The sequence below is a fragment of the Mycolicibacterium sp. Y3 genome (assembly GCF_051188035.1).
In the GTDB taxonomy this organism is placed as follows: domain Bacteria; phylum Actinomycetota; class Actinomycetes; order Mycobacteriales; family Mycobacteriaceae; genus Mycobacterium; species Mycobacterium fluoranthenivorans.
Map to the genome: position 1 here is coordinate 3,270,478 of NZ_JAVQLT010000001.1, position 22,420 is coordinate 3,292,897.

General features: G+C 66.8%; 25 protein-coding genes. 6 read left to right on the forward strand and 19 right to left on the reverse strand.

Features of this window, described 5'->3' with window-relative positions; all coding sequences use genetic code 11:
• Window positions 1-13 precede the first annotated feature (13 nt).
• Complete coding sequence (locus QN239_RS15850) at window positions 14-826, forward strand: universal stress protein (protein WP_499011708.1); 813 nt, start codon at window positions 14-16, stop codon at window positions 824-826.
• On the opposite strand, the gene QN239_RS15855 is transcribed toward QN239_RS15850, so the two are convergent.
• From QN239_RS15855 to QN239_RS15865, 3 genes are read right to left on the reverse strand one after another with little or no spacing between them, the layout of a single operon-like run.
• Window positions 800-1,354: a GNAT family N-acetyltransferase gene (locus QN239_RS15855; RefSeq protein ID WP_499011710.1), complete on the reverse strand. Its 555-nt coding sequence runs from the start codon at window positions 1,352-1,354 to the stop codon at window positions 800-802. The two genes, QN239_RS15850 and QN239_RS15855, sit on opposite strands and share 27 nt — an antisense overlap.
• A gap of 1 nt (window position 1,355) precedes the next feature.
• Entirely contained in the window at window positions 1,356-2,231 is an 876-nt protein-coding gene (locus QN239_RS15860; RefSeq protein WP_499011712.1) for a universal stress protein, read from the reverse strand.
• Between the two features lie 20 nt (window positions 2,232-2,251).
• Window positions 2,252-2,671, reverse strand: coding sequence for a pyridoxamine 5'-phosphate oxidase family protein (locus QN239_RS15865; RefSeq protein ID WP_499011714.1), 420 nt, complete (start codon window positions 2,669-2,671; stop codon window positions 2,252-2,254).
• A 178-nt stretch (window positions 2,672-2,849) separates the two neighbouring features.
• On the opposite strand from QN239_RS15865, the gene QN239_RS15870 reads away from it, so the two are divergent.
• Entirely contained in the window at window positions 2,850-3,107 is a 258-nt protein-coding gene (locus QN239_RS15870) for a dsRBD fold-containing protein (protein WP_499011716.1), read from the forward strand.
• A gap of 23 nt (window positions 3,108-3,130) precedes the next feature.
• On the opposite strand, the gene QN239_RS15875 is transcribed toward QN239_RS15870, so the two are convergent.
• The 7 genes from QN239_RS15875 to QN239_RS15905 form a co-directional block, all read right to left on the reverse strand.
• Window positions 3,131-3,388 carry an SHOCT domain-containing protein gene (locus QN239_RS15875; RefSeq protein ID WP_499011717.1) on the reverse strand — a complete coding sequence of 86 codons (258 nt, stop codon included), beginning with the start codon at window positions 3,386-3,388 and terminating at the stop codon, window positions 3,131-3,133.
• A 31-nt stretch (window positions 3,389-3,419) separates the two neighbouring features.
• Window positions 3,420-4,817: a wax ester/triacylglycerol synthase family O-acyltransferase gene (locus QN239_RS15880; RefSeq protein WP_499011719.1), complete on the reverse strand. Its 1,398-nt coding sequence runs from the start codon at window positions 4,815-4,817 to the stop codon at window positions 3,420-3,422.
• A gap of 81 nt (window positions 4,818-4,898) precedes the next feature.
• Window positions 4,899-5,147, reverse strand: a complete 249-nt coding sequence (locus QN239_RS15885; RefSeq protein WP_499011721.1) for a ferredoxin — start codon at window positions 5,145-5,147, stop codon at window positions 4,899-4,901.
• On the reverse strand, window positions 5,144-6,361 hold the full coding sequence (locus tag QN239_RS15890) for an NADH-ubiquinone oxidoreductase-F iron-sulfur binding region domain-containing protein (protein WP_499011723.1): 1,218 nt from the start codon (window positions 6,359-6,361) through the stop codon (window positions 5,144-5,146). Before QN239_RS15890 ends, QN239_RS15885 begins: the two co-directional genes overlap by 4 nt.
• Window positions 6,358-6,918 (reverse strand): ferric reductase-like transmembrane domain-containing protein, encoded by a 561-nt coding sequence (locus QN239_RS15895; protein ID WP_090361146.1) that lies wholly within the window; start codon window positions 6,916-6,918, stop codon window positions 6,358-6,360. The genes QN239_RS15890 and QN239_RS15895 overlap by 4 nt, the downstream gene beginning before the upstream one ends.
• On the reverse strand, window positions 6,915-7,865 hold the full coding sequence (locus QN239_RS15900) for an FAD:protein FMN transferase (protein WP_499011724.1): 951 nt from the start codon (window positions 7,863-7,865) through the stop codon (window positions 6,915-6,917). Before QN239_RS15900 ends, QN239_RS15895 begins: the two co-directional genes overlap by 4 nt.
• On the reverse strand, window positions 7,862-8,359 hold the full coding sequence (locus QN239_RS15905) for a hypothetical protein (RefSeq protein WP_499011726.1): 498 nt from the start codon (window positions 8,357-8,359) through the stop codon (window positions 7,862-7,864). The genes QN239_RS15900 and QN239_RS15905 overlap by 4 nt, the downstream gene beginning before the upstream one ends.
• Before the next feature lie 62 nt (window positions 8,360-8,421).
• Between QN239_RS15905 and QN239_RS15910 the strand changes: the two genes are divergently transcribed.
• Both QN239_RS15910 and QN239_RS15915 read left to right on the forward strand, forming a co-directional pair.
• A complete protein-coding gene (locus tag QN239_RS15910) occupies window positions 8,422-9,099 on the forward strand; it encodes a response regulator transcription factor (protein ID WP_499011728.1) in 678 nt (225 codons plus the stop codon).
• Window positions 9,099-10,322, forward strand: a complete 1,224-nt coding sequence (locus QN239_RS15915; RefSeq protein ID WP_499011730.1) for a sensor histidine kinase — start codon at window positions 9,099-9,101, stop codon at window positions 10,320-10,322. The genes QN239_RS15910 and QN239_RS15915 overlap by 1 nt, the downstream gene beginning before the upstream one ends.
• A gap of 21 nt (window positions 10,323-10,343) precedes the next feature.
• On the opposite strand, the gene QN239_RS15920 is transcribed toward QN239_RS15915, so the two are convergent.
• The 5 genes from QN239_RS15920 to QN239_RS15940 all read right to left on the reverse strand — a co-directional run bounded on the left by QN239_RS15920 (window position 10,344) and on the right by QN239_RS15940 (window position 13,767).
• Window positions 10,344-11,291, reverse strand: coding sequence for a hypothetical protein (locus QN239_RS15920; protein ID WP_499011732.1), 948 nt, complete (start codon window positions 11,289-11,291; stop codon window positions 10,344-10,346).
• Between the two features lie 191 nt (window positions 11,292-11,482).
• Window positions 11,483-11,911, reverse strand: a complete 429-nt coding sequence (locus QN239_RS15925) for a DUF6319 family protein (protein WP_499011734.1) — start codon at window positions 11,909-11,911, stop codon at window positions 11,483-11,485.
• Window positions 11,912-12,032: 121 nt separating this feature from the next.
• Window positions 12,033-12,623, reverse strand: coding sequence for a DUF998 domain-containing protein (locus QN239_RS15930; RefSeq protein WP_499011736.1), 591 nt, complete (start codon window positions 12,621-12,623; stop codon window positions 12,033-12,035).
• Between the two features lie 5 nt (window positions 12,624-12,628).
• Window positions 12,629-13,039 (reverse strand): hypothetical protein, encoded by a 411-nt coding sequence (locus QN239_RS15935; protein ID WP_499011737.1) that lies wholly within the window; start codon window positions 13,037-13,039, stop codon window positions 12,629-12,631.
• Window positions 13,036-13,767 (reverse strand): glycosyltransferase family protein, encoded by a 732-nt coding sequence (locus QN239_RS15940; protein WP_499011739.1) that lies wholly within the window; start codon window positions 13,765-13,767, stop codon window positions 13,036-13,038. The genes QN239_RS15935 and QN239_RS15940 overlap by 4 nt, the downstream gene beginning before the upstream one ends.
• A gap of 319 nt (window positions 13,768-14,086) precedes the next feature.
• Here QN239_RS15940 and QN239_RS15945 point away from each other — a divergent pair, with 319 nt between their 5' ends.
• Window positions 14,087-14,425, forward strand: coding sequence for an RNA polymerase-binding protein RbpA (locus QN239_RS15945; RefSeq protein ID WP_090361123.1), 339 nt, complete (start codon window positions 14,087-14,089; stop codon window positions 14,423-14,425).
• Between the two features lie 202 nt (window positions 14,426-14,627).
• Here QN239_RS15945 and QN239_RS15950 read toward each other — a convergent pair whose 3' ends face one another.
• Together QN239_RS15950 and QN239_RS15955 are read right to left on the reverse strand one after the other, a co-directional pair.
• The gene (locus QN239_RS15950) at window positions 14,628-17,033 is read right to left on the reverse strand and encodes a CocE/NonD family hydrolase (protein ID WP_499011741.1); all 2,406 of its coding nucleotides are present in this window, start codon (window positions 17,031-17,033) and stop codon (window positions 14,628-14,630) included.
• 91 nt (window positions 17,034-17,124) lie between these two features.
• Window positions 17,125-19,200, reverse strand: a complete 2,076-nt coding sequence (locus QN239_RS15955; protein WP_499011742.1) for an FUSC family protein — start codon at window positions 19,198-19,200, stop codon at window positions 17,125-17,127.
• A 244-nt stretch (window positions 19,201-19,444) separates the two neighbouring features.
• Here QN239_RS15955 and QN239_RS15960 point away from each other — a divergent pair, with 244 nt between their 5' ends.
• Window positions 19,445-20,245, forward strand: a complete 801-nt coding sequence (locus QN239_RS15960; protein ID WP_499016814.1) for a slipin family protein — start codon at window positions 19,445-19,447, stop codon at window positions 20,243-20,245.
• A 7-nt stretch (window positions 20,246-20,252) separates the two neighbouring features.
• On the opposite strand, the gene QN239_RS15965 is transcribed toward QN239_RS15960, so the two are convergent.
• On the reverse strand, window positions 20,253-21,491 hold the full coding sequence (locus QN239_RS15965; RefSeq protein WP_499011744.1) for an NRAMP family divalent metal transporter: 1,239 nt from the start codon (window positions 21,489-21,491) through the stop codon (window positions 20,253-20,255).
• On the reverse strand, window positions 21,488-22,339 hold the full coding sequence (locus QN239_RS15970) for a magnesium transporter MgtE N-terminal domain-containing protein (protein ID WP_499011746.1): 852 nt from the start codon (window positions 22,337-22,339) through the stop codon (window positions 21,488-21,490). Before QN239_RS15970 ends, QN239_RS15965 begins: the two co-directional genes overlap by 4 nt.
• Window positions 22,340-22,420 lie beyond the last annotated feature (81 nt).

The window sequence follows — 22,420 nt, forward strand, 5'->3', positions numbered from 1 at the left end:
AGGGAAGCACACCATGTCCACGTCGGTATCGAAGCCCATCGTCGTCGGTATCGACGGCTCCAAAGCAGCCTTGGGAGCCGCCTTTTGGGCTGCCGATGAAGCTGTCAACCGGAATGTCCCGCTGCGACTGGTCCACGTCGTCGACGCGCACGATCACGAGGACACCGTGGTCGCCCAAGCCGGCCGCACGCTGCAGGCGGTCAGCGACGCCCTGAATGCCAGTGGACAGCAGGTCAAGATAGAGACGGACATTCTGCAAGGCGATCCGGTGGACGTTCTGGCCGAAGTATCCCGTTCGGCGGAGCTGGTGTGCGTCGGTTGGAAAGGCACCCACGATTCCGGTCCGGGCCGGCGGGGTTCGACCGCAGCGCGTCTGGCGAAGGCCGCGCAGTCCACGGTGGCAATCGTGCACCGTCGGCATGCCCGCGAGCGCGTCGGGCCGCATCGTTGGATCGTCGCCGTTCTCGATGACCAGCCGGATCCACAGGCCGTCTTGCAAAGGGCGATCGACGAGGCGGCATTGCGCGACGCGTCGATTCTTGCGCTCACCCCGTGGCCTGCTGAGTCGGAGCGTTCGGAGAATGTCGGCGCAAGGCTGGAGTCGCTGGTCAGTGATCGGGAGCGAGACCATGCCGACATGCAGATCGCGGTACTCCCACGGCCCGGCGACATCACCAATCTCCTTGCCCAGAGCGCCGATATCGATCAACTGGTCATCGCCTCGGCGAAAGACTCCGAAGTGGTCACCCAGCTCGTCGGCCCCGTCGCCGCGGCGATCCTGCGCGGCACGAATTGTTCGTTACTCGTCCTGCGGGATCACGTTTAGGTCGACATCCACATCGAGAATGGACCCATCTCGGTGCAAGGTCACCGGCAGGTGGGAGTCTGCGATGACGCGCCGCACACGGTGGTTCTCGGCGAGGACGTCAGCCACGAGGTGTCGGAAGCCGTCACGCTTGGCGAGTCGGACGAGCTCTCCGAGCAATGCCGTACCCACACCGCGATCGTGCTGGTATCGCGCGACGACGACGGCGACCTCAGCCTGGTCGGGCACCTCGCAGCGGGTGTAGTTCGCCACACCGACCAGCTCGCCGTGGTCGAAGGCCCCGAGTGCGACGACATCGCCGGCAGGTTCGGTGAGCGAGGCGGCCCATTGCGGGATGAAAGCTGGGCGGGCGGTGAAGAAGCGTAGGTACTTTTCGTCATCGCTGAGTCCGTCGGCCAGTTCGACGACCCGGTCGAAGTCGGCGGAGGTGAGTTTGCGCAAGGTGACCGTTGCTCTTCCGTCGAACAGCGGGACGATTCGTGGGGTGTCGGAGTGCTGGTCCGTCGGAACCGGGTGTGCTTCGGGCATGTCACATCCCGCGGGTGATGATCACCGGTACGGCAGCGCCTTCGGCCACTGCGGTGGCAACGGACCCGTTGATCTGGGTCGAGAAGGCGCCGCGCCCGTGACTGCCCACGACCACCAGACCGGCGTGCTCGGATTCCTCGATGAGCCAGTGGGCCGGCCGATCGCAGTACACCTTCTCGATCACCTCGACATCCGGATAACGTGCTCGCCAGTCCGCCACTGCTCGGCGCAACGCCGCTTCGGCGTGACCGCGATAGTCTTCCCAGTCCGATCCCAGCAGTTGCAGGACATTTTCGTCGCTCCATGCGTGCACCGCCACCAAGCTGACACGCCGCCGCGCGGCTTCGTCGAACGCCAGGGCCACCGCATGCGTGGACGCTGCTGAACCGTCGACTCCGACGAGGACCGGTCGTTGCGCCGGGATCTGCTCGTGCGTGTGGATCACCGCGATAGGGCAACGGGCCCGGTAGCACAGGGCCGCGCTCGTGGAGCCGATTCGCCGACCGCCCAAGGACCCGCGAAAACGGCTGCCCAGTACGATCATCCATGCGCCGTCGGACAGTCGGGTCAGCGCCTTTACCGGATTGTCCAAGTACGGTGCCGACGATATGAGGTCGGCGTCCAGTCGTGTGTGCTCGACCAGGTCCGCTTTGGTTTTCGCGAGAAGTATTCGGGCGCAGTGCATTCGCCAACGGTCGAAGCGAGCGCGAAGAACGGGCTCGTCGGTGTCGACGATATCCGGTGTGACCGCATGCACGAGTACCAGTGAGCGGTCGTGCAGGAGGGCCTCTTCTGCAGCCCAGCGCACCGCGGCCACGTTCTCCGGCGAGTCGTCGACTGCGACGACGATGGCGCCGTCGACCTCAGGCTCAGGCATGGAGGCACCGAATATACCGGCTAGAAAGCGGATTCAGGACCGAAGGCGAATCGTCGACCGGTGATCCGCAGCGGCCGGATCCGGACGAAGTGCGGCTTCGGGGTGGCCGTCCACGGATGCAGGCCGGCATGCTCGGCATCGTGGATATCGTCGTCGGTGTGCGGGGTCCGAGCATCGCCCTTCACGATGACACTCCAACCGTCGCTGAGGGTGTGGCCGTCGGCCTCGAACAGCACCTGCTTGTTGATCGCCGTGCCGGCCAGTTTCGTCCCCTCCGCGGTGCGGAACAGTATCGTCCGGTGTTGCACGACGAAATTCACCGGAAAGATCGCCGGTTCGCCGTCTGCGGTGGTGACAAGCCGGCCGAGCGACACGGTGCTGAGCAGCCGCCAGCACTCGCTCTCGGACAGGATGGTTACGGGTTTGGTGTCTGGCAGCATGGTTGCGACGTTACGGACTCGGCCCACTGCGGTACCAGGGCCATAAGTCCCACTTCCGCAGCGGCCCTGGGTGACCTCCGGTTGACGAAAGTCCGGGGTGCGTGTGACTTCGGGCCCTACCGAAGGCGACGGCGTGGCACTGGGATGAAGACAGTCCCGCATCTTGAGGAGGTCCCCCATGAGCGTCGAAGAACGTGCTGAGCGGCTCGATCCGGTCGAGGACGGTTGGTTGGTCACGATCTCCATCGACGATCGCGAGGACCAGACCGTCGCGAAAGCAAAGCTGAATTTCCAAGGGAGAGAATGGGTGGGTGCCGGGCTCGCCCGGCTGGCGCCCAGCGAGCAGGGACCTGGTGGATCGGGCAGTCAGGTGGCGGTGACGCGTGCCCTGTCCGATCTTGCCCGCAGCCTCGAGGGCAGCGTGTCGGCCCCCTGAACGGACCGAACAGTCGCACTCTGTCAGTGCTGGGCCGAGCTGCGGAGCAGGGCCATGCGATGCCCGTATTCCGCTTCGTCGATCTCGCCGCGGGCGAATCTGGCGGCGAGGATCTGCTCTGCGGTCGGGGATGGTGGCGGCGGTGGGGCGATCGCTGAGCGGTCCCGGACTGCGTATATCACCGCGACGATGATTCCGAACAGAATCGCAGCCGAGAAGACCACCATGCCGATACCCATCCCGGCGTAACCCCACCAGCCCATATCGTGGTCGAAATACATGGTCTATCCCCAATCATTCGGCGCTGCGGAACTATCCGGCCAACAGGAGGAGGTTGCCCACCCGGCGCGAATGTCGCGCAGCTGCAGCGATGGTGGCCAGATGGGCCACCCCGGCTTCGATGCCTCGGGCCAGTTCCTCCGGGCTGAGCGGGCTGTCGGCATCGCCGATCACCCCGAATACCAATTCATCGCAGTAGCTCAGAATCGCGATCGCGGTGCGAAGGTGCATGGCGATCGGCGGCACCGGCATCAGCGTGAGCACCTCGCATCCCGCGATGTGCAGCCGGCGACGCGGGCCAGGCACGTTCGTGGCGACGGTGATCACTCCGCGTTGTGGCAGTCGGGTCAGCAACCGCACCACCGGTGCCGTGAGGGCATACGGCAGCAGCCCCGCCGCTGCGACGGCCAATGCGCCCACACTCACCTGACCCCCGGATTTGGCTGACATCATGCGGTCGTGGACCGCTTGCAGTCGCCGCAGCGGGTCGGCATGTTCGACCGGCAACTGTGGCAAGGTCACCGCGATCCGGTTGTCGGGAATGTGCAGGGCGTCGGCCGATCTCAGCGACACCGGCACGGCGGTGCGCAGTGAATGAGCTCTCGGGGTGAGGCCGCGCCGCAGCATCGCCGAGCGGAAGCTGTCGGTGATCGCCGCAAGCGCCACGTCGTTGACCGTGACACCGAACCGCTCACCGATCATGCGCACGTCGTCGAGCTGCACTTTGGCTGCGCTATAGGTCCGCAGATCACTCAACGGCCCGGTGAATGATTTGGGCGATACCTCCAGAAGCGCTGTCGCCAGCTCGGTGGCACCACTCGCGACGCGGAGCGCGGCCTGCGGTGCGCGCGCCGACATCCGCCACGCTGACTGCATCCATACGACCGGGTTCATGGTCCAGTTGCCCGAACGCTTGGTCGTCGGCTCGGAAGTGTTGGCGGCAGGCACCGTGCGCGCCCAGTCGTCGCACAGCTCTTCCAACATCGCCGTCGCGGCGACTCCGTCGGCAACGCAGTGGTGGATCTTGATCAACATCGCCCATCGGTCACCGGCCAGCCCGTCGATCACCCAGCATTCCCACAACGGTCGCGAGCGGTCCAGGCGTCGCTCCATCACCTGCGCGACGAGGGCGAACAACGCGGCGTCGTCGCCCGGTGCCGTCACCGCGACGCGGCGGACGTGGTGGGCGATGTCGAACCCCTCGTCTTCGACCCAGCGCGGCGCCACGAGGTCCATCTGCGTCTCGCGCAGTACCTCATGACACCGGGGGACTCGGGCGGCGCGTTCCGCCAGCACCGTCAACAGGCGATCGTGGCTGGGCGCCGGCCCACTCAGGAGCGCGACCGCGCCCAAGGCCAGACTGGTGTGGCCGTCGGCATCCTCGGCCTGTAGGAACCCGGCCTCCAGTGCATTGAGGTGGTGACTGGTCATGACTCTTCCCTCGGGGACACCATCTCAGCTTCGGCGGTGATCTCTTTGGCGACTAGGGCCTTTGGTCATGTGTCGGGGCGTTCACTCGGTGATCAGCGTCAGAGCCAGTCGTGGGCACCGGCTGACCGCGCGGCGTGCATCAGCCAGCGTCCGCGCGGGCACCGAGGGTTCGCGCGAGCCGTCGCGAGCCAGGGGATAACCCCAGTCGTCGCGGTCCAGCAGACGAGGGAGCAGTTCGGTGCAGAGTCCACGCCCGTCGCAGCGGGTCCAGTCGATGTGCAAGCGCGTGGTACGGGTGGTCGGCCGCAGCGGCCTCGACGATGCCGTCACGATGTCGCTCGTACGTGGTGGTCTGCGTTGGCCGGCAGCGCTTCACAGCGACCGCGGCGGTGCTGGGCGACGTCGCCGGCGAACACCGTGAGCGCGGTGCGCACCATGCGGGCAGTCCCGTCCGGGTGGCGGCACGCACCGCGGCCGTCGACCAGCCGCATGGTCCGCTGGAGTTCGTCGACCAGTGCGTCGTCGACCGCTCCGAACGCCAGTTGGTCGAGCAGCTGCGCCAGGCGCGGCAGGCCGTTGAGGCACGGACCGCACTGGCGCGCACTCTGGCCGGCCAGGTAGGACGCGATGGCGGCGGTGCGCTCAAGGCCGCACTCGTGACGTCCGAGCACGTGGACGACGCCTGCACCTGGCGTCGCGCCGAGTGCGGCAAGGCCGGCGCGCGACAGCTGTGCGGTCAGCGCACCGACCGGAATCCAGCTGCCGTGATATCCGCCGACCAGGACTGCGCGCACCATGCGAAGGTCGGTGCGCCCGGACGTCGTCAGTAGGTCGGTCAGCCGAGATCCGGTGGGTACCTCCACCACACCCGGCTGCGCGAGTGAGCCCGACAGGGTGACGAGCATGGTGCCCGGCTCCTGGTGGTCACCGACAGCGCGAAACCAGGCCGGACCGTAGCGGGCGATGAGCCCGATATGGGCGAGGGTTTCGACATTGTTGACCAACGTGGGCCGACGCCGAACCCCCGAGGTCGTGGTCAGCACCGTCCGGTGGCGGGGCGATGCGGGGCCGCCCTCGATGCGGCTGACGACCGCCGATTCCTCCCCGGCGACGAACCGGTCGGGAGCTTCGACCACGGCGATCCGTCGACGATCAGTGTTCGCCGCGGCCCGCTCGGCGACGGCGACCCGAACGGCCGCGATCGCGCGCCGGGGAACGTAGATCACCACCGAGTCCGCGGCGACCGCCGTCGCAGCGACACTCAACCCGTCGAGCACGAGGTGTGGTGCGCAGGTGAGCAGGGTGGCGTCCTTCGCGCTCAGTGGCTCACCTTCGGCGCCGTTGCCGATGACCACCGGTTTACGACCGGTGACAGCGGCGATCTTGCGGCCGGTGGGAAAGCCCGCGCCGCCGCGGCCGGTCAGGCCTGCGTCGGTCACGCAGCCGGCCAGCGACGCGGCGGTCGGCGCGGGAAGTTCGCCATGGCGTTGCCGGTGTGCGGCCAGGCCGGGTTCGTGGCCGGTGAGCAGGCGCGTGGTCGTCATGGGCGACCCGGGAGGCGTGCGCCGGCGTATTCGGTGTAGTTGGAGTGCAGCCGCCAAGCCAGCGCGCCGGCCACTGCCAACACGCAGCATCCGGCGAACACCAAGAACCAGGGACGTCCCGCATCGGTTCCGTTGCCGAGTCCGTGGGCCAGGGCGACCGGCCACAGCGCATAGGCGACCCAGTGCACGATGCGAAAGACCTTGAGGCCCAGTCGATGCCGCAGCAAGCTCGTGACGATCACGACAAGCAGCAGGTCGAAGGCCAGCGTCCCCAGCCCCTGCCACAACGGGCGGTACGCGCCGAGGAACGGCACGACGAAGTCGACGAGGCGCAGCTGGGCGTAGGGGTCGGCGAAGAGCAGGGCGAGGTGCAGCGTCACCAGCAGGGTCCCCGCCAGCGCGGCGAAGCGGTGGACGTCGGCGACGGCGAACCGCGGCAGCGTCAGCAACGGACGGCCGGAGCGGGTGGCGATGCCCAACGTCACCGAGATGGTGAGGAAACCGAGCGCGGTGATCCCGGTGCCGCGGCCCAGCGCCCACAGCGCTTCGCTGGTCATCGGGGCCTGCAGATAGCGTCATCAGGCCACCCGCCGAGGGTGTGCACAATTCCGTCGCAGTCCACCAGCCGTGCTGCAATGCCTTGGTGGCGAATCCAATCCGGTGCTCGCCGGCCGCGGATGATCGAGGCCGTGCTGACGGTATTGGCGGACAGACAACTGGCGCCCGCGACGGTGACCGTTCGCCACACCGGATCAGCGGAGACGCCGGTCCGCGGGTCCAGGATGTGATGCAGCCGCTGCCCACCGCGGCGCCATGTGCGGCGCACCGTACTCGAGGTGGCCATGGCTGCACCGGAACACAGCGCCACCAACGACGCCGGCTCGTCGTCGCCGTCGTGAACCAGTACCGGCCAACCGCCCTCGGGTGCGGTTCCTGCGGTGGCGATGTCGCCGCCGAGGTTGATCAGCACGCCGGAGCCGGTGGCAGCGTGGACCCGCTCAGCGCAGCGATCCGCGGCCAGGGCCTTGGCTGTCGCGCCGAGATCGAGCACGACGCCCGCGGGCACCGTGACCGTGCGATGGTCGATGTGGACCATCGACCATGTCGCCGGCCGCGTGACCGACATTGCCAGCGGTACCGGCGAATCGAGCGCGGTGCCATCGCGGTCATCGCCGAGCGCGATCACTGCGGCGCCGATGGTCGGGTCGACATCCCCGTCGGTGTACCGTGCTGCCTGAAGTGCGGCTCCCAGCATCTCCGCGAGCAATTCGCTGACCTCCGTCGGCCGCCCCGATGACCCTGCCAGCGCGCTGATTTCGGAGTCGGCTCGAAACCTGGAGGCGGCAGCTTCGATGGCGTCGAGTTCGGTATCGACAGTCAGGTGTGCCTCGGCAAGGCAGCCTGGGTCCGTGACGATGACCTGCATGTCGACCGTCCACCGTCGCCAGTGCACTTCGGCGGTGGCGCCGGCGGGCTCGAGGTGTCGCTGCTGTGTGATGGTCATGAGCCGCGCGAGATCGTGACATGTGGTGAGTAGTTCGGGGAATTCACCGTCGTCGGTGGTTTGATGTGCCGCGTGGTCGGCGGGGCGGTCGTCGCCGCCTTGGTCGGCGCGGGAGCTTGTGTTTGTCGGGTGTCGTACGCAGGTGCCTGTTCGTAGGTCTGTTGCGGGGTGTACTGCTGGACCGGTGCGTCGGTGGTGACCGGCGCCGGAGTCGGCATCTGCGTCGGGGCGGCCTCCGTCGAGACCGCGACGGGCGGCGGCGGGTCGACCGGTGTGGTCACGATGTCGGGCGCCGTAGGGAGATCCGGGCCAGTCGGTGGCCCGACGTCCTCGGGAGCGACGGGAACCGCGACCTCGACGGGAGCGTCCACTGCAGGTTTGAAGGTATCCGCGTAAGCCAGGGAGGAAGCACCGGCGACACCGGCGACACCGAGACCCACCAATGCCCACGACGCCGCGGTGGCGCGGTGGAAGCCCGATCGAGGTGAGTTCATGCGTCGAATGCTGGCACCGGATTCTTCGAGCCTTCCAAGAACCGGCATGGGACGCTGTCTGGGTGAGCGACGGACAATCAGCACCGCTGCTACTCGTTGTCGAGGATGACCCGGCCTTGAGCAGGTTGCTCACCGACCTCTTCGTCGACGAGGGTTATCAGGTCGACGTCGCCACGGACGGGCAACAAGGTCTGCACAGCGGTCTCACCGGTACCTACGACGCGATGATCATCGATCGGGGACTTCCGGTGATGGACGGTTCGGACCTGGTCGCGCTGCTCCGGTCCCGCGGCATCGCCACTCCCGCATTGCTTCTCACGGCACGGGGATCAGTCGCCGACCGCGTCGACGGGCTCGACGCCGGTGCGCAGGACTATCTGGTGAAGCCGTTCGAAATACCTGAGTTGCTTGCCAGGGTTCGTGCCCTCGTCAGGCGCCCGGACGGCGGTTCCACACTGCGTGCCGGGGGATTGTGCCTGGACCGGATCACTCGGACGGTCAGCGGGAGCGCCGCCGGCAATCGCGTGGTCGAACTCTCCGAACGAGAGATGACACTGCTGGCCACTCTGATGAGTGCACCCAAGAGAGTCTTCACCCGCCGTCAACTGTTGGAGATCGCCTTCGAGGGTGCCGATTCCGCGGGCGTGGTCGACACCTACGTGCACTATCTGCGTCGCAAACTCGGCAGGGGAGTGGTGCAGACGGTGCACGGAATCGGCTATCGGCTCGGGCCGGGCTGATGTCGGACGGTGACCTGACAGTCGTCCGGCGCGCCGGACGGGTCGCGGCGTTGCAGGCGTCGCTCGCCCTGACCCTGGTCCTGCTGATCGTCGGAGCCGCGGTGTTCTTCGTCGACGCCCGGGTCCAGAGCCAGCAGATCACCTCGCAGCTGAGCAACGTCGCCGCGACCGCCGACGATGCCACCGATCCGCCGACCGGAATGATGCTGGTATTGCGTGATCGCACCGGCAAGGAGGAGGCCAGCTCCGATGGCCTACCCGTGGCGGAGTTGCTGGCCAGACCCCCGGGGGCGTTCGACACGGAGATCGGCGGCACGCGGTATCGCGGGTTGGTGGCGGACAAACCAGAGGGCCGAGTGGTCGCGCTGCTCGATCTGCGTCCGTACGAGGCCAGTCGAAGTCGGTTGCTGCTGTCGCTGGCCATCGCCGAGCTCGCGGGAATCGCGGTGTCCGTGGCGGTCGTGGTCCTCCTCACCCGGCGGTCCATCCGGCCGCTGACCGAAGCGCTGGCCTTGCAACGCAGATTCGTCGCCGATGCCTCACACGAACTGCGTGCGCCGCTGACGGTTCTGCACACCCGGGTGCAGATGCTCGCTCGCCAGTTCGACGACGGGGACGCCCACGCCGCCAAAGATCAGATCGACGCTCTTGCCTCTGACACCCGCGCTCTCGGTGCGGTGATAGAAGACCTGCTCGCCTCGGCGTCGATGACAGTGGGGGGCGCGCCCCGCGATCGAATCGACCTCGTGGGGCTGGCCGATGCCGTGCACGCCAGCATGGCGCAGCACGTCGAAGCGGCGGGGGTGCGGTTGGTTGTCGAACACGGCACCGATGACGGGCAGAGCTGTGTCGTCCTCGGATCGACATCCGCACTGCGCCGGGCGATATCTGCACTTGTCGATAACGCACTGGCCCACCAGCACCCGGGTGGCACCATCATGCTACGGGTCGGTCGCCGCGGTGATCGTGCCGTCATCGATGTGCAGGATGACGGAGTCGGAGTGGACCGCGCCGCGATGGACACCTTGTTCGACAGGTTCTCCCACGGCCACGCGCACACCATGACCGGCGGCCCGCGCCGCTATGGTATCGGTTTGGCGCTCGTGCGGGAGATCGCCCATGCGCACCGTGGCGAGATCAGCGTCGCGCAAACCCCTGGTGGCGGAGCCACTTTCACGCTGTCCATACCCGCTGCGGACATACGGGCAGAGCGCGAGCAGTGACCGGGTCCTGAGCGCCGAAGCTCAGGCCGCCAGCCAGTAACGACGCGTCTCGTCGGCGATGGCGTCGTTCGCGGCCCCGGTGCCATCCCACAGTCCGCGATTCAATGCGATCGGCGTCGACCACCACAACGCGGCGGTGTCGCGAACCTGCCGAATCTGGATGCCGGCAGCAACGGTGGCGTAGTGCAGCCAGAAGTCGTCGGCCCGTGGGCACACTCGGAGGAATTCGTCACCGCGATCCTGCAACGTGTGAAGCACTGCCGGCGGATACGCGACACCCGAAGTGCCGGTGGCGAACACGGTGTCGGACGCTTCGGTGGTGGTGCACAGTGGCCATGTGCGGTACGGGCCGTCGCTGCGGACCCGCGCCCGGAAGGCCGTGACTTCGCACGGATCATGCACGGTCAGAAGATCTTTCAGCCAATTCGCCGGGTACAGGACGTCATCGTCGGCGGTGACCAGCGTCTGGTCCGGCTGCTCCGGCAGGATCTCGTTGACGTAGGGAAAGTACTTCTTGTGCGGGCCGTAATCGGGGCAGCTGCGAATCTCCAGCCCACGGGCCTGCAGCCGTCTCAGGGATGGCGGCAGATCCGCCATGGCGGCCGGGTCGTCAAGCCACAGGATGACACGACGAGGTTTGACCTCGCCGGCCCCGATGGTCTCGATGGTCTTCCAAACCGAGGCGATACGTTTTCCGTAGCTGGTCAGTGACACGTTGGCGTCTGCATTGCCGAGGATGCCGGCTGTCGACGTGCGACTGGCGCGACGCAGCCGGACGTGTTCTGCGGCCAGCTCGGTGAGCGTTGCGCAGAAGGTGAGTGGACCCTGAGGGTTGGCGCCGGTGTTTCGGGTGGCCGCCTTGCGCGGTGTCGCATCGTGCGCGGGTTGCGTTGCCGAACGCCGCGGCTCGGTCGCTACGTCGAGGTCACCGACTGGCGGTCGCCGCCGGACCCGTCCCCATGAAGCCATGCCCAACGGTACCAATTCAATCTGGCGTCAACCTTGGAAGTTACTGTGTTATCGACCATTTCATGTAGCTGCGCTAGGCAGGGGTAGCCACGTGTCGTGATATGGACGCTGTATGCCGGTGGCATCGTATGCCTGACGCGCAAGACAGTTTGCCCATCTGGAGTTTTGCTGAGGTGGGCGGTTCACCCCGGTCAGACCAGTTCGGCGAGCGCCTTACGGGCGGCTTCCAGTTCGGCTTCGAGAGTGACAACCCTGGCTGCCTGTTGGGAGCGCGCCGCCTCGATCACCTCATCGATCGGGGTGGCGAGATCCTCGTGTAGTTCCTTGGCTGCGCGGGAAACGGCGGCGGCCGCCACCGCGAGATCCCGGGCCAGATAGGTGGTGCCCTGCTTGAGTTCGGCACGCCACTCACCGTCGGCAGTGCCGGTGACCGTGAGGGTCAGCTCGAGGGTCTTCGCCCTTTTGCCGGCCGTCTTCTTGGCTGCGGCCTTTGGCTTTTCGGTGAGCGGAGCCGGGGGTGCGGCAGGTGCGCTCGCGGGGGCGCTGCTTTCTGCAGGGGTGACAGGGGAGAAGGCGGCAGCCTGTGGCTCTGCGTCGGGGGCGGCTATGGTCGTCGTCACGGCGAACTCCTTCTAAGCATGGGCCCGTGAAACGTGGCGGGCGTGACAGTCATTAGAACACATGTTCGACGACCGATGTCAACTTCTAGCGGTTGGTGTGGGGAATGTCCTTGTGCATCAATCAGTCTCGATTGAGCACCGCGCCGATCCCGATGGCGACCTGGCCGAGGAGGTTCGGGTAGACCGCGATGCGCTCCACCACCCCGGCGTCATCGGGGAGGGCGACGGTGAGCATGAGGACAGTTCCGGTCAATCCGAGCAACCCGAGCAACCCCAGCGCGATGGCGACTGTGGTGCGTCCGCGTCGGTACAGCAGCCAGGCCGCTGTGAGCAGCGCGAGGTTGCCGGCGAGAATGCACAAGCCGGCACCGATGCTGTGCACCTGCGGCGCGATGTCTCCCCGAAAGATCCCCGCCAGGACAATCCCGAAACCGTAGGTCAGCGCCAGGGCCAACAGCACACCCCGCCCCGCTCCCGGCGGCTGACGCCGTCGCAACGCGACCGCTGCGGCCACCGTCAACACACCGTTCAGTACGAACGCGGCGCTCATGGCCACGCCGTATGGGTACGGCGCCAGCTGGAGTTGGCTGATGAAGTTGCGGGCGTAGGAGTATCCGAGTGACATCGATGCGGTTGCTGCGAGAGCCTCGATGATCAAGAACCCCGCGCCCGCAAGGATCAAGGCCGGTCCCGGCCACCGAGCCGCGGCCACGCCCGCTACCCGGACGTCGCCTGGCGGGTCACCGCGTCGCTGCGCGCCGATTCAACGCCGCACACCGATTCAACGCCGCACACCGATTCAACGCCGCACACCGATTCAACACTGTCGCCTACGTCGACGGTCACCACGGCAGTCGCCTGGAACAGGCCGTAGAAGTCGTCGGTGCGGGCGAAAGTGTGTGCGCGGCAGAACAACGGATGCACGTCGAACACGCGCACCCGAAGCTTCTCGCGAGTGAGCCTGCCCAATTCCCGGCCGGATTCAGGATCGGTGATCATCTGGACCGACTCCGAGTGCACCGCAAAGATCATGCCCGCGGTCACGCCGGCTTGCGCACCGCGATTGATGACCAGGGTGTAGTCGTCCTCGACGAGCGCGACGTGGCCGGAGATGGTGTCGTCTTTCACGACGCCGCCAGGGAAGTGTTCTCCCGCAACAACGATTTCGCGGTCGCGCCCGCGCGAATCCGCGGTCGGGCGTTGTGGTCGTCCACCGCCAACAGCGCGTCGATATGGCTCGCGGTGTCCTGCTCTGTTCCGAGAGTGAGTTCCACCGCCGTCTTGGCCTGGAAGAGTGCGATCATCGCGTGCTGATGACGTTCTGCGCCGAAGGCATTGAGTGCGACCGTGAGCTTGTGGTCGACGTACTCGACCGACCGCTGCAGATCCGTGGTCGCGGCCTCAGCTGCCGGGCTGTGCATGCCCTCTGCGCGCTGTTCGGCGTACCAACGGTGGCCGAGCGCACCGAGGGTGATCGAGCACACCGGCACCACCACGACGATGCAGGCCAGACCGAGAGAATCGGGCAGCGTGATCGCGCCGACCATGCCGAGGAGTGTGAGTACGCCGACCAGGCCCAGGACGCGCAGCGCCGGCGGGACTGTCTCGATGGCACGGGCCAGTCGGCGCGCGAGGCGGCCGCCGTATCGAGCGATGGCGGCGATGAGCGTGATGACGGACTTTGCGCCTTTCAGTGCAATCCGTCCCACCTCGTCCGCCTGCCCACGGGTCACCGGAGGCTTGGGCATCGACCAGGCCCGCTGCTGCGGCTGCGGACTGGAAGCCACCTCGGCCGTCTGATCGTCAGACGACTGAGGCGTCGGCACGTCGTTCGTCACATTCGCATCAATAGCCACATCCGTATCATCTCGCCCGATGACGTCCGACGCCGGTCCGGCGCGCCGAGGAGTCGGATGTTGCCGACGGTGAATCTCTGCGTTGTGCGATGACGTGACAATCCGATTGTGACCACCGCGTGGGTAATTCGCGCAGTCCGGGCTGTACAGACGGTGCTGCGCTAGACTGGCAGGAGAACCTCCGGTCATCGGGCATATCAGGCAAACAGTGCGTCAAAGGTGCGTAGCGGTTCCCGCCGAAAACCCCTCCGCACCCCAAGAGGCCTGCTGTGCAATTCGAACTGATTTCCTCACCGCTCATCGTCATCGGCCGCTGATCATGGTCGACCGTCGCCTGAAAGGCACGCGCCTCGGCGCCATCAGCTACGAGACCGACCGAAATCTCGATCTCCCGCCGCGCCAGGTGGCGCGCTACCGCACGGCGAACGGCAAGGAATTCGACGTACCGTTCGCCAGCGATGCCGAAATTCCCGCGACCTGGGCGTGCCGAAACGGTATGGAGGGCCTCCTGCTCAACGGGGAGGCACCCGCGCCGAAAAAGGGCAGGCCGGTGCGCACCCACTGGGACATGGTGCTGGAGCGCCGCTCGATCGAGGATCTCGAGATCCTGTTCAAGGAGCGGCTGAAGCTCATCGACTCACTCCGTCGCGGCCGCTGACTCGGTTGCCCGACCAGAAGACCCAGCTGATGATCCAGAAGATCTGCTTCGCCTGCTTCCACCGCCTGTTTCCGGACAGGCGGATACGCAAGGTCACGTTGGGTCGTGAATGCGCGGCATGCCACGTGACCACAGCGGGAACCGAACAGATGGTCCCTGTCGAGGCTGAGGACCTCGCGCAGAGCCCGGTCCAGATGGCGCGCTAGATAGCAGCCGAGTCCACCCCCGCGCCGACGGTGGGCAGGGTGAGCGTCATCCCGGAGACGTGGATGACGCCGAACTGGGTGAGATTCTCGTACTGGGTGGCCGACCCGACCAGTTGCAACGTCAGAATGCTGCCCGCCGCGGCCGCGGTATAGGCGATGTCCTGCAGCGTGCCCAGCGCGATCGAGACGGTATGCGACTGCCCGTCCAGCGTGACCGGGATGGCCGTGTCGAGGTTGCCGAGGACCAGGCCGGTGTCGTTGTCCACGATCTGGGCGTACACGGTGCGACTCGTGCCGAGGCCGGCATAGGTGAACGACAGTTGCGGGGCCCCGACGATCTCGGTGCCACCGGGCACCGACACCTGTAGGTTGATCGCATTCTTGGCCGGCGCGGCCGTGGCGATCGACAACAGGGCGGCATCCAGGGCGTCCAGTCCCAGGTTCAAGACCTTGGTCTGCGGTCCTGCGCCGCCGACGATGGGGATGATCGGTATGGTGCCACCGGATCCGGTGGCCGTCACGGGGGTGCCGTTGAAGGCCGGATCCGACGGAAAGACGTTGGAGGAGTGCAGATCCCCATTCTGGTCGTACCATTGGAACGTCGGAATGGCGTCGGCCGGCGAGCCGTCCTGCTTGACGTACTGATCGAGCCACGCCAGGGTGTCCTGGGTGAGAAGGGTGGCCTGATCGGCATTGCCGGGGTTCAGGCACACCCCGTGACCGCCGCAGAACCAGACCATCTTCACGGGAACGTCTTTGGCCAGCAACTGTTCGTTGGTGACGGCCTGCTGCAGGGTGAAAAGCCCGTCGGCGGTGCCCTGCAGCAACAGCGTCGGCACCTTGATGGCGCTGACGAGCGGGCCGGGGCCGCTTGAGGTGAGCAGCGACTGTGCGCTGTGGGTGAGGAAGCCGAACAGCGACCCGGTCAGTACACCGCCGTAGATTGTCGGGTTGATCGGTGCGGCCCCTTCGAGCAGCGACAGCACCAGGATGGCGGCCCACGAGGTCTTGAATGCGGCGTTGGGGTACAGCGCGTTGTTCAGGCTGTTCCAGGCGATGCTCGGCACGATCGCATCGATACGGGGATCGATTGCCGCACTGACGAGTTGGATACCGCCGCCGTAGGAACCGCCCACCATCCCGATCCGCTGGTTGTCAGCAGTCTCCGGGAGCTTGAGGACGTAGTCGATGATGGACGACACGTCCTTGCCTTCGAAGGACGGATTGTCCAGTTGGAGGGTGCCCCCGGAGGCGAACTCCCCGCGGGGATCCCATGTGACGACGTTGTAGCCGGCGTCGCGCAGCGGTGCGACACCCGGAACGAGACCTGGGTTGGACGGGATTCCGTTGGCGGAGTATGGGTCGGTGAGTCCGGCGCTGCCCAGTCCGGGCCCTTCCAGAATGGTGGGCGCCGAGCCCGAGCCAAGATGAGACGCAGGGAAGAAGTTGGTGCTGATCAGCGTGCCGTCGAAGGACTTCACCTTCACCGTGTACGCGATCGGCGCACCGGTGGCGTTGAGCGCCGACGGGTTGGCGGTGTACGGCACGACCACCGCGTAGCCGATGAGCGGTGCGAGCGCGGCGTTGACACCCTTCGTCTGGTACAGCTTGTCCAGAATCGGTTCGAACACCAGAGAACCCAGAAGCGGGACGTTCTCCAGATTCTTGTCGAATGCCGTGGTTTCACTGACCAATTCACGGAACGTCTCGGTGCCGGACTTCACCACCGTGGCGTACGGCAGATAGGCGAAGCTCCCGGCGGTCCCTTCCGGGGTGAAGGCGATCTTTCCGCCCTGACTCGGGCCGGACACGACCGTGTAGGACAAGGTGACCCCGCGGCTGTCGGTGGCGTTCGCGTTGCCGTCGATGATGCCGTCGTTGAACGTGAGGGTCGGATTGACGGTGATCGGGTTCGTCGTGACGGATGTGGCGGGGACGGCGGCGGACTTCACATGCGTCGCCGCGGTCTTCGACACGGTGGTGGTGGCAGCGGTGGCAGCGGTGGCAGCGGTGGTGCCGGTGGAGGTCGCAGTGGCGGCCACCTTCTCGATCGGGGATGTGCTGTTTTCCGCCGGTGTCGTGCCGGAGGTCGATTGCGTGGCAGGTGAATTGGACGTCGAGTCGGCAGAGGGTGCAGAGGGTGATGTCGATGGATCGGTGCCCGGCTTCTTGGGGTGGCGGGGGCTTGCGGCGTGCGGTTTCGGTTTGGTGGGGGGCGTCGGCGCGGTCTGTGCGGTACTGGACGACGTGGCGGCGGCCGTCTCCGCCGGCCCGGTCTGGGCCGAGGCGACCGCGTCGGCGCCGACGAACAGGACGGTGCCGATGCCGAGTGCGGCGGCCAGGCCGCCGATGCGACCGATATACCGCGATGAATTGCCGCGTACGAGAGCTTCGTTGGTCATCTGCGCCTCTTCCTGGTGACCCGATCTTTCGACCACCAATTGACGCTCGCGTCGGCAATCAGCGGACGCTACTGAAACTCACAGGAGGCACTCAGACTCGGCTGGTCACCTCGGTCAACGTCCGGTCCAGATTGTTCAGCGCCCGCACTGCCGCCCGGACGGGCCCGGGTGGGATACCCGAGGTCGTCATCACCTCTGCGACCACGTTTGTCACCGCTGTGTCCTGAGCTCCGGTGTCGCCGGCCGCAATCATCCGGCCGACGCCGGCGACGGTGTCACACACGTGGTCGGCCGCTTTACGCAACGCGATGGCGGTGGACTCCGACGGCGCGGTGGCGGGATCCGCCCGTGCGGCATTGACGCCGGCGCGGGCCAGGGCATGTGCTGAGCGGTTCCCCGCGCGGAGGCCGCGCACCAAGCGCTGAGCTCCGCGCCGGCTCCGGACCGCCGGTCCGAATTGCAGTGGCTTGCCGGCCTTCACGACTTCCTGTAGGGCGTTGTCGAGGCTGCGGGTCTCGGCTACGAGATCGGTCTCCCCGCCCGGCGCGAGCACCGACGCGATGCCGGCGTGGATCACTTCCGTCAGCCGGTCGAAGTAGTCACCCGCCTTCTCGACGAACGTCGCACGGGTGCCGGTGGTGAAGACGAAATACGCCGAGGCGATACCCACCGCACCGCCGGCGGCGGTCTCGGCGATGCGCAACTCCAGGACCTGGATGCTGAAATTGCCGAGCAGCCCGTACAGCATCGCCAGCACCACGGTGACGAAGAACGTCAACCAGGCATAGGCGACGGTGACCAGATAGAACGCGCAGAACACACAGACGACCAACACCAGGATCTGTACGGGCTGGTTCTGCCCGATCAGGGTGGCCAGCACGACCCCCGCCACCACACCGGCGATGGTGCCGACGATGCGGTGCCCTGCCCGGGTGAGGATCTCCCCGCGGGTGGAGACCCCGGTGAACACCAGGAAGGCCGTCAGCACGGCCCAATACCAGCGATCGGGGGAGATCAGCTCACCGAGCACGGTCGCCGCACTGGTGGCGATGGCCACCTGGATGGCGGCTTTGGTGCTGGGGTCCAGGCCCGCGGTCTCGTCTTCTGCTTCTGGTTCGGGCGCGGGCTGAGGCTCCGGGGAGACACCCAGGGCGTTGGTGGTGATGTGGTGAATGGCAAGGTGCGCCTGCACTGCCCGATAGGCGACGACGGTGGCGATACCCGCGGGCGCGGAGACGTCGGCTCGGTCGGCAGCCGCGGCCGCGCTCTTGCGGGCGGCACGAAGCTCCTCCTGGGTCGGATGGTCCTGAAGGCACATGCGAAGCGCGATGACGGCGTCGACGAGTCCGCCGGTCCATTCGCCGGCAGCATCCAGGCCCCACAGCAGGCCGGCCAATTGCTCGACGGAGATCTGTGCATCGAAGACGCGAAGCGCCAGCTCGTCGCTGGTGACACTGAGGGTGGCCGCGGCATCGTGCCGATCCAGCCAGTCATCGATCATCAACCCGGTCTCGCCGAGGTGGTCCAGCCGGCGCCGCACCGTAGCCAGATCGTGCTTCTTGCGGTCTTTGGTGACGGCGTCGAGCACCGTGATCGACACCCCGCGCAACGCCCGTACCAGGTGGACCACTTCGGCGCGCGGCCGGTCGGGAAGGATCACCACCCGCACGAACAAGGTGGCGCAGACCCCGACACCGACGGCGGCGGCGAGGATCGGAATCTGCGCGGGGGTGGCGTGGATGAACAGAGCGAAGAAGTACGACATGAACGAGACCATGCCCAGCGCGTTGCCCCGGGGGCCGAACCGGCGCACCCACACGGCGATGAACAGCACGATGATGAACCCGACATCGGCCACCCAGTCGAAGGGGGCAAGGACCGCCGCAAGCGCCACCGCGGCCACCGCCGGCAAAGGCAGCAACAGCGTGGTGATGACCCGGTCGTGTTGCTGCTTGTCCTTCACCGCGGCCGACGACTGCATGGCGACGATGGCGCCGAGCATGGCCACGGTGACCGGCTGATGGGTGTACCGGGTGAACGTCAGCAGCGCAACGATGGCCAGTACCAGCGACAGCGTGGTGACCGCTGCGCTGCGCAGCCGCAATCGTCCTGGGTCGGAGTCGACGATGAAGCGCACAGCGCTATCTCGAAGCGCCGACGGGTGCATCGCTCGATTGTGCGTCACCAGATCACGCGCGCCGCGCACATCGACGGCTCGGAGCCTTCGCGTCCGGCCGACGGCCACTGCTGAACATCGGCGTGAATCCGGTACCGGAGGGGACCTTCGGCACTAGCCTGCCAACCCGCGCGCGGGCACAGTGGAGCACACCGGCGTGAGTCGAGGAGGAGATGTGAGCGGAGTCCTCATTGCCACCGCCATCGTTGTCGCCGTGGTGGTGCTCCTGGCGGCCATGTCGATTCGGGTGGTCAACCAGTACGAGAGAGGTGTGCTGTTCCGGCTCGGCCGAGTCATCGGTGTGCGTGAGCCCGGTCTGCGCTTCATCATTCCCGTCATAGATCGGCTGTGGAAGGTATCGCTGCGGATCGTCACCATGCCGATTCAGTCGCAGGGGATCATCACCCGGGACAATGTGAGCGTCGACGTGGCCGCGGTGGCGTACTTCCGCGTCGCGGATCCCGTCAGGTCGCTGGTGGCCATCGAGAACGTCGGCGCGGCAATCGATCAGATCGCCCAGACCACGCTGCGCAACGTCGTCGGCCAACACACGTTGGACGAGGTGCTCAGCGGTACCGATGTCATCAACGCCAATATCCGGCAGATTCTCGACGTGGTGACGTTGGAGTGGGGCGTCGAAGTCACGGTCGTCGAGTTGAAGGACATCCAGCTGCCCGAGGGTATGAAGCGCGCGATGGCACGTGAGGCAGAGGCCGAGCGGGAGAAGCGCGCCAAGATCATTGCAGCCGAGGGTGAATCGCTTGCCGCCGCCTCTCTCGGTGATGCGGCGGACACCATGATGGCGCATCCGTTGGCCCTTCAGTTGCGAAACCTGCAGACCCTGGTGGAATTGGGTGTGGACAAGAACACCACCGTGGTGTTCCCGGCGCCGCTGATGAGTGCGATCGGCGATGTGGGCAGCTTCTTCGCTCGCGAAGCCGGTGCCGCCGCCGAATTCGCCGAAGCACCGATATCTCTTCCGCGGGTTGCGCATACGCCCGACCTGACTGCTTCGGCGGGCAGCGCCGACCGCTGAGCGCCGCTCAGCCGGTCACCGTCGTGACCGCCAACGCAGCGACACAGATGAGAACGACCGCCGTCGTGACGACGTAGGCCGCGGTGGCGGCCCGGCTGATGGTGAAACGACCCATGAGGTCACGGTCCCTGGCGATACCGATCATCGCGATGAGTATCGGTATGAGCAGCACCGCGTTCAGTACCTGGGTGGCGACCAGGATGGTGACGAGCGGCGCCGTCGGCACGAGCACCGCGGTCGCACCGATGAGCGTCACGCCCCCGAAGGTGACATAGAAGGTCTTCGCCTCGCCGAACGAATCATCCACCGCCGCCTCGACTCCGGCGTATTCGCACACCGAGTAGGCCGTCGACAACGGCAGCACGGAGGCGGCCAGGAGCGCCGCGCCGATCAGCCCGACGGCGAACAGGGTCGACGCCGCACCTCCGGCGAGCGGTTGCAGCGCCACGGCCGCATCGGCGGCATCCCGGATCGACCGGCCGCTTCGGTGCAGTGTCGCCGCGCAGGCCACGACGACGAAGAAGCCGATGATTCCGGTGAGCAGCGCTCCGGTGATCACGTCGACGCGTTCGAGCGCCAGGTCGGCGGTCCGCAACTTCTTGTCGACGGCGTAGGACTGGATGAAAGACAGCCCCCACGGCGCAAGGGTGGTTCCCACGGTGGCGGTGACGATGGCGATGGCTGCGCCGCCGCTGGGCATACTCGGCACGATCAGACCGTGAACGGCGGCGTGCCAGTCCGGATGGGCGAGGACACCCGAGGCGACATAGGCCAGAAACACCGTGGACAGCACCAGCAGGAAGCGCTCGACGCGGTGAAAGCTGCCCCGCAACACCAGCACGGATACCAGCAGCGCGGCGGCGGGGACGCTCAGGTATCGGCTGATCCCGAAGAGTTCGGTTCCCGCGGCGATCCCGGCGAACTCGGCGCAGGTGGTGCCGACATTGGCGATGACCAGTGCCGCGAGGGTGGCGCCACCCAGTCGCACGCCGTAGCGCTGACGGACCAGGCCGATGAGACCCTGGCCCGTCACCACGCCCATGCGCGCTGCCAGCCCGTGGAACAACACCAGCGCGACGGTGGAGAGCAACAGGACCCACAGCAGCTGGTAGCCGTGGTCCGCGCCGAGGACCGAGTACGTGGTGATGCCGGCGGGGTCGTCGTCCGAAAGCCCCGCGAGCAGACCCGGTCCCACCACCGCCATCAGCGACCCGAGTGTCCACCTTCGTCGCGTCGAACCTTTCATCGCGACCTGCCGCCGGTTGTCCGCCGGCGCCGCGGCCAGACCTGGAAGCGCAGCGAACGGCGGCCGGGATGGGCGTGTGCTCGTGCGAGGCGGGCGAGCCACCGCTTCGCGTGTGCGGACGGCATCGCCGCCACGATGTGCGCGGCGCGGTCACCGGGCATTGCCCGGAGTACCTTCTCCCCGATGACCGGGTCCGAGCCATGGATCACCCGAGCCGCGACAAGCGGTTTCGTCGTCGCCAGAACCTCGGCAGCCGACTCGACGTCGAGCCGGTCGACGAGCGCGACGAGTCCGGACTCGTCGAGATGGTGGACGGCCGAACGGGGCGTGTTGAGTTGCACGGTGTGGCCGCGTTCCGAGGTGAGATGCAGATCGGTCCAGTCCACCACGTCGTCGCCGGCGCGCACTGCCAGTCGGTGCAGACCGAGTCGTCGCAGCACCCCGCCGAATCCGACTTCGGCGCCGACCAATTCGAGTCGGCCATCCGCCGTTCGATTGAGCACCACATCCGAAACACGGGCCAGGCGCTGCCCGACGATGTCGACGACCTGGGTGTCGAGTACGTCGCGGAGAAGCAGGATCTCGTGGTCACGAAGCCCGGTGCCGTCCGGGTCGAACGGGACGGCCGTGTCGATCCCGTCGTTCAGGAGTACGCCGTGACGTCCGAACTCGACCACCGCTGTCCACGGGACCAGAAGGCCCGGTGCTCGCCGGCGCCGGATGAGAAGGCGCTGCACCATCTGCGGTCCGCTGGGTTGATCGAGTTCGACGGAGAGGTCGGCGACCAGTCCGACGACCGTGCCGTCGGCCCGCAGCACCTCCTGGCCCGTTTCGCGGCTCAGCCACAAGAGGCCGGAACGTGGCCCGCGAGTCCCGGGTTCATGACTGGCCAGGGTGCATCTCCATCGGGGCGTCGTACCTGCGGCGGG

Bases quoted from the DNA above. Each gene is read 5' to 3' on its own strand.
- QN239_RS15850 (WP_499011708.1), top strand. From the start codon at position 14: ATGTCCACGTCGGTATCGAAGCCCATCGTCGTCGGTATCGACGGCTCC.
- QN239_RS15855 (WP_499011710.1), bottom strand. From the start codon at position 1,354: ATGCCCGAAGCACACCCGGTTCCGACGGACCAGCACTCCGACACCCCA.
- QN239_RS15860 (WP_499011712.1), bottom strand. From the start codon at position 2,231: ATGCCTGAGCCTGAGGTCGACGGCGCCATCGTCGTCGCAGTCGACGAC.
- QN239_RS15865 (WP_499011714.1), bottom strand. From the start codon at position 2,671: ATGCTGCCAGACACCAAACCCGTAACCATCCTGTCCGAGAGCGAGTGC.
- QN239_RS15870 (WP_499011716.1), top strand. From the start codon at position 2,850: ATGAGCGTCGAAGAACGTGCTGAGCGGCTCGATCCGGTCGAGGACGGT.
- QN239_RS15875 (WP_499011717.1), bottom strand. From the start codon at position 3,388: ATGTATTTCGACCACGATATGGGCTGGTGGGGTTACGCCGGGATGGGT.
- QN239_RS15880 (WP_499011719.1), bottom strand. From the start codon at position 4,817: ATGACCAGTCACCACCTCAATGCACTGGAGGCCGGGTTCCTACAGGCC.
- QN239_RS15890 (WP_499011723.1), bottom strand. From the start codon at position 6,361: ATGACGACCACGCGCCTGCTCACCGGCCACGAACCCGGCCTGGCCGCA.
- QN239_RS15895 (WP_090361146.1), bottom strand. From the start codon at position 6,918: ATGACCAGCGAAGCGCTGTGGGCGCTGGGCCGCGGCACCGGGATCACC.
- QN239_RS15900 (WP_499011724.1), bottom strand. From the start codon at position 7,865: ATGACCATCACACAGCAGCGACACCTCGAGCCCGCCGGCGCCACCGCC.
- QN239_RS15905 (WP_499011726.1), bottom strand. From the start codon at position 8,359: ATGAACTCACCTCGATCGGGCTTCCACCGCGCCACCGCGGCGTCGTGG.
- QN239_RS15915 (WP_499011730.1), top strand. From the start codon at position 9,099: ATGTCGGACGGTGACCTGACAGTCGTCCGGCGCGCCGGACGGGTCGCG.
- QN239_RS15920 (WP_499011732.1), bottom strand. From the start codon at position 11,291: ATGGCTTCATGGGGACGGGTCCGGCGGCGACCGCCAGTCGGTGACCTC.
- QN239_RS15945 (WP_090361123.1), top strand. From the start codon at position 14,087: ATGGTCGACCGTCGCCTGAAAGGCACGCGCCTCGGCGCCATCAGCTAC.
- QN239_RS15950 (WP_499011741.1), bottom strand. From the start codon at position 17,033: ATGACCAACGAAGCTCTCGTACGCGGCAATTCATCGCGGTATATCGGT.
- QN239_RS15955 (WP_499011742.1), bottom strand. From the start codon at position 19,200: ATGCACCCGTCGGCGCTTCGAGATAGCGCTGTGCGCTTCATCGTCGAC.
- QN239_RS15960 (WP_499016814.1), top strand. From the start codon at position 19,445: ATGTCGATTCGGGTGGTCAACCAGTACGAGAGAGGTGTGCTGTTCCGG.
- QN239_RS15965 (WP_499011744.1), bottom strand. From the start codon at position 21,491: ATGAAAGGTTCGACGCGACGAAGGTGGACACTCGGGTCGCTGATGGCG.